This window comes from Streptomyces boncukensis (assembly GCF_011045075.1).
In the GTDB taxonomy this organism is placed as follows: Bacteria; Actinomycetota; Actinomycetes; order Streptomycetales; family Streptomycetaceae; genus Streptomyces; species Streptomyces boncukensis.
Map to the genome: position 1 here is coordinate 1 of NZ_JAAKZZ010000566.1, position 4,337 is coordinate 4,337.

7 protein-coding genes are annotated in these 4,337 nt (G+C 72.8%); 5 read left to right on the forward strand and 2 right to left on the reverse strand.

Features of this window, described 5'->3' with window-relative positions; all coding sequences use genetic code 11:
• Positions 1-605, forward strand: a 605-nt coding sequence (locus G5C65_RS32060; RefSeq protein WP_165302558.1) for a DUF2690 domain-containing protein, incomplete at its 5' end; no start/stop codon positions are given.
• A 181-nt stretch (positions 606-786) separates the two neighbouring features.
• Positions 787-1,776, forward strand: a complete 990-nt coding sequence (locus G5C65_RS32065) for a malate dehydrogenase (protein WP_165302559.1) — start codon at positions 787-789, stop codon at positions 1,774-1,776.
• 73 nt (positions 1,777-1,849) lie between these two features.
• Here G5C65_RS32065 and G5C65_RS32070 read toward each other — a convergent pair whose 3' ends face one another.
• Positions 1,850-2,254, reverse strand: a complete 405-nt coding sequence (locus G5C65_RS32070; protein ID WP_165302564.1) for a MarR family winged helix-turn-helix transcriptional regulator — start codon at positions 2,252-2,254, stop codon at positions 1,850-1,852.
• 172 nt (positions 2,255-2,426) lie between these two features.
• Between G5C65_RS32070 and G5C65_RS32075 the strand changes: the two genes are divergently transcribed.
• Both G5C65_RS32075 and G5C65_RS32080 read left to right on the forward strand, forming a co-directional pair.
• Entirely contained in the window at positions 2,427-2,564 is a 138-nt protein-coding gene (locus G5C65_RS32075; protein ID WP_165302560.1) for a hypothetical protein, read from the forward strand.
• A gap of 116 nt (positions 2,565-2,680) precedes the next feature.
• The gene (locus G5C65_RS32080) at positions 2,681-3,019 is read left to right on the forward strand and encodes a cupin domain-containing protein (RefSeq protein WP_165302561.1); all 339 of its coding nucleotides are present in this window, start codon (positions 2,681-2,683) and stop codon (positions 3,017-3,019) included.
• On the opposite strand, the gene G5C65_RS32085 is transcribed toward G5C65_RS32080, so the two are convergent.
• On the reverse strand, positions 2,991-3,344 hold the full coding sequence (locus tag G5C65_RS32085) for a MerR family transcriptional regulator (protein WP_165302562.1): 354 nt from the start codon (positions 3,342-3,344) through the stop codon (positions 2,991-2,993). The genes G5C65_RS32080 and G5C65_RS32085 overlap by 29 nt on opposite strands.
• Before the next feature lie 57 nt (positions 3,345-3,401).
• Here G5C65_RS32085 and G5C65_RS32090 point away from each other — a divergent pair, with 57 nt between their 5' ends.
• Complete coding sequence (locus G5C65_RS32090; RefSeq protein WP_165302563.1) at positions 3,402-4,217, forward strand: aminotransferase class IV family protein; 816 nt, start codon at positions 3,402-3,404, stop codon at positions 4,215-4,217.
• Positions 4,218-4,337: the final 120 nt, after the last annotated feature.

Sequence of the window (4,337 nt, forward strand, 5' to 3'; positions counted from 1 at the left end):
CCACCACGTATCTGAACGCCGCCTCGGCCACCCCGCCGATAGCCCCGGCGGGGCCGGGCGACACCCCCGGTCCCGCGGCCCCCGCCGAGGGCGAAGGCGGCGCGAACCGCCGCCGGGCCACCATGTTCCTGGCCGGAGTCGTCGGCGCGCTGGTCGTGATCGCCGCGGCGGTGCTCTTCTTCGACATGGGCGGGGACGAGGAGAAGTCGTCCTCGCCGCCGCCGTCCCCGACGGCGAAGAAGAAGGCCCTCCCCTCCGGGGTGATGTGCTCCGGCAAGGAGTGCTCGGGCAAGGACCCGGAGACCATGGGCTGCGGCGGCCAGTACGCCAAGAGCGTCAGCTCGGCGTGGGTGGGCCGCAGCCTGGTCGAGGTCCGCTACAGCAAGGTGTGCAAGGCGTCCTGGGGGCGGATCACCAGCGCCGCGCGGGGCGACGCGCTGACCATATCGGCGGGCGGCGACCAGTCCGAGAAGGACGCGGTGGAGGCGACCAACGACGCCTACACCCCGATGGTCTCGGTGCGGGACGCGGACGAGGCGAAGGCGTGTGCGAAGCTCACCGGCGGCGGCAGCGGCTGCACCACTCCGGGCAAGACGGTCCGGTAGCGCCGGGAGGAAGCACGGCTCCCGCCGGCCCGGGGCTGCCGGGCGGCCCCTCACCGGACGGCTCCGGGCCCGTCGGATAGCCTGGCCGACGGGTCTCTTGACGTAGAGAGAACTTAAGAGACTCCGGGCTGCCACGAGCCGCCAGCCACGTCAGGTTCTACCAGGCACTACGGAGATCGCCATGACCCGCACTCCCGTCAATGTCACCGTCACCGGCGCCGCCGGCCAGATCGGCTACGCGCTGCTGTTCCGGATCGCGTCCGGCCAGTTGCTGGGCGCGGATGTGCCGGTGCGGCTCCGGCTGCTGGAGATCACTCCGGCGCTGCAGGCCGCCGAGGGCACCGCGATGGAGCTGGACGACTGCGCCTTCCCGCTGCTGCGGGGCATCGAGATCAGCGACGACCCGAACGTCGCCTTCGACGGCGCGAACGTCGCGCTGCTCGTCGGCGCCCGCCCCCGCACCAAGGGCATGGAGCGCGGTGACCTGCTGGAGGCGAACGGCGGCATCTTCAAGCCGCAGGGCAGGGCCATCAACGACCACGCGGCCGACGACGTCAAGGTCCTCGTCGTCGGCAACCCGGCGAACACCAATGCGCTGATCGCCCAGGCGGCGGCGCCGGACGTGCCCGCCGAGCGCTTCACGGCCATGACCCGCCTCGACCACAACCGCGCGCTCACCCAGCTCGCGAAGAAGACGGACGCGCAGGTCGCGGACATCAGGCGGCTGACGATCTGGGGCAACCACTCCGCCACCCAGTACCCGGACATCTTCCACGCCGAGGTCGGCGGCAAGAACGCCGCGCAGCTCGTGAACGACGAGAAGTGGCTGGCGGAGGACTTCATCCCGACCGTCGCCAAGCGCGGTGCGGCGATCATCGAGGCCCGCGGCGCCTCGTCCGCCGCCTCCGCGGCGAACGCCGCCGTCGACCACGTCCACACCTGGGTCCGGGGCACCGCCGACGGCGACTGGACCTCCATGGGCATCCCGTCCGACGGCTCCTACGGCGTCCCGGAGGGCCTGATCTCGTCCTTCCCGGTCACCACCGAGGGCGGCCGCTACGAGATCGTCCAGGGGCTGGAGATCAACGAGTTCTCCCGCACCCGGATCGACGCGTCCGTGGCGGAGCTGAGCGAGGAGCGGGAGGCCGTGCGCGGCCTCGGCCTGCTCTGAGCCGGCGAGGAGAGACCGGCGAGGAGAGACCGGCGAGGAGAGAGTGAGGGCGGGCCCGTGCGCGGGCCCGCCCTCACTCTTCCGCGTCCGCCATCGCCTCCTCGTACGACCGGAGCGTGTCCAGGAACATCAGCCGCTCGGCCGGGGTGAGCGGGGCGAGCGCCTGGCGCCAGGCGTCGGCGCCGCGGGAGAGCCAGCCGGCGATGGTGGGCGTCCAGCTCTCCGCGATGCTCACGATGCGGCGGCGCCGGTCCAGCTCGTCCTCGCGGCGCTCCAGCACGCCCTTCCGGCTCAGCTCGCCGACCAGCAGGCTGACGGTTGTCGGGGCGACTTCCAGCCGGGCCGCGAGGTCGTTCACCGTCGCCGGTCCGTCGAAGAGCAGATAGGACAGCAGGGAGAGGTGCCGGGGCGCGAGGGCCAGGGACTGCAGTTCGTCGGGCACCGGGATCCGCCTGGCGCGCCCGACGATGCGGGGCATCAGCAGCAGCACTGCCCGGATGGCCTCCGTCTCGTCGAGTCCCTCTCGTCGTCCGTCTGTCGTTGACACCGACTGCTCCCTTAATTGCTTTGCTGCCAAAGTTGATTTGCTGCTAAAGGGAAATCTGCCACTTCGGCCTCCCGTGCTCCTCCTTGCCGAACGGAGTGTCGCCATGCCCCACTTTGACGTGCGAATCCCCGAGAACGTCCTCGACGGCCCCGTCGGGCCACGGCTCATTCACGGCCTCGCGTCCGTCGAGATCTTCGGCGTCCCGGACGGGCGCTGGGGCGTGGGCGGCGAGGTGGTGTAGCCCACGCCCGGCCAGGTTTTACCGAACGGTCGACCACCCGCGCCCCGTCCTGTCGTAGCGTCACCGCATCCCTGAACGACGAGCGCGGGCGTCTCCGGCCCGCCAGGAGGTATGCCATGAGCGTTGTCGACATCCGGAAGACGGCCGCGGACCTGCCCGACGCGTGGAGCTCGCTCCCGCTCGTGCGGGTCGCGGGCTCGGACGTGAAGGTGCTGCGGATGGACGGACGCCCCCTGGCGCCGGAGTCCCATGAGGCGGCGGAAGCGCTGCTGGTGGTGGAGGGCACGCTGCGGCTGCTGGCCGACGGCGTCGAGACCGACGTGCGCGCGGGGGAGCTGTACGTGGTCGAGGCGGGTGTCGAGCACGCGGTGCGCCCCGGCAGCCGGGGCACCCTCGTCATCGTCGAGCGGTCGGCGGACGCGGCGGCTACGGGCGCGCGGACAGCAGCGCCGTGAGGGAGTCCCGGTTGCGGCTGAGCCCCTCGATGCGCTCCTCCAGCGTCGCCAGCTCGCCCTCCAGCAGCTCGCGCAGCTCCGCGCACCAGTCGATCCCGGGGCCCGGCCCCTCGCCGCGCGCGCACGGCAGCACCTCGCGGATGACCTCCGTGGACAGCCCGGCCCGCAGCAGCGCGCGGATCCTGCGCACCGTGACGACCGACTCCTCGCCGTACTCCCGGTAGCCGTTGGCGCCGCGCTCCGCCTCCAGCAGGCCCTGCGCCTCGTAGTACCGCAGCAGGCGCCTGCTGACGCCGGTACGCCGCGACAGCTCACCGATCAGCATGTGCGCCCGTGCCTCCGTTTGACCTTCCCACCGGTGTCACACCTTAACGTCCGGCGTATGAGCACACATTCCGCGACGTACGTCGCGCACCGCAACGGCCGTACGGCGACCGCGGAGGAGCTGGCCCCGCTCGCCTTCGCGGGCTACGCCCACTTCACGGCGGCGCAGGTGCGCGGCGGCCGGATCCGGGGCCTCGACCTGCATCTGGCGCGGCTGCGGTCGGCCTCCCTGGAGATGTTCGGCAAGGCCCTGCCCGACGACCGGGTCCGCTCCTGGCTGCGCACGGCGCTGGAGGCCGGGCAGGGCGACCTCTCGCTGACGGCCACGGCCTACTCCCGCGCCGGCGAGTTCACGGCGGGCGGGGGCGGCACGGAGCCCGATCTGCTGGTCCGCACCGGGCCTCCCGCGTCGGGCCCGGACGGGCCGCTGGCGCTGGCGGCGGTCGCCCACGAACGGGACCTGCCCGCCGTCAAGCACGTCGGCGAGGTCGCCAAGACGTACCACCTGCGGCAGGCCGTCGAGCGGGGGTTCGACGACGCCGCGTTCGTCGACCGCCGGGGGCGGCTGAGCGAGGGCACCATCTGGAACCTCGCCTTCTGGGACGGCACCGCGGTGATCTGGCCCGAGGCGGCGGTACTGGCCGGAACCATGCAGGGCGTCGTACGGCGGCAGCTCGACCGGCTCGGCGTCCCGCAGCGCGTGCGGGAGGTGACCCCCGAGGGTGTGCGGGAGCTGGCGGGCGCGGTGGTCATGAACTCCTGGACCCCCGGCGTGCCGGTCAGCCGGATCGGCGCCGTGCCGCTGCCCGGCGCCCCGGAGTTCGTGGACCTCCTGCACCGCGCCCACGCAGCCGAGCCCGCCACCGCCCCCTAGGGGGTGTTTCGAAAGCCCCGCACGCCACCTGGAACGCCCGGCACGTGCTCTCGCCGCACCGGCCGAAAGCCCGAGTACGCCCAGTACGAGGGCTTTCACCCGGCACGCCGAGAGCACGCA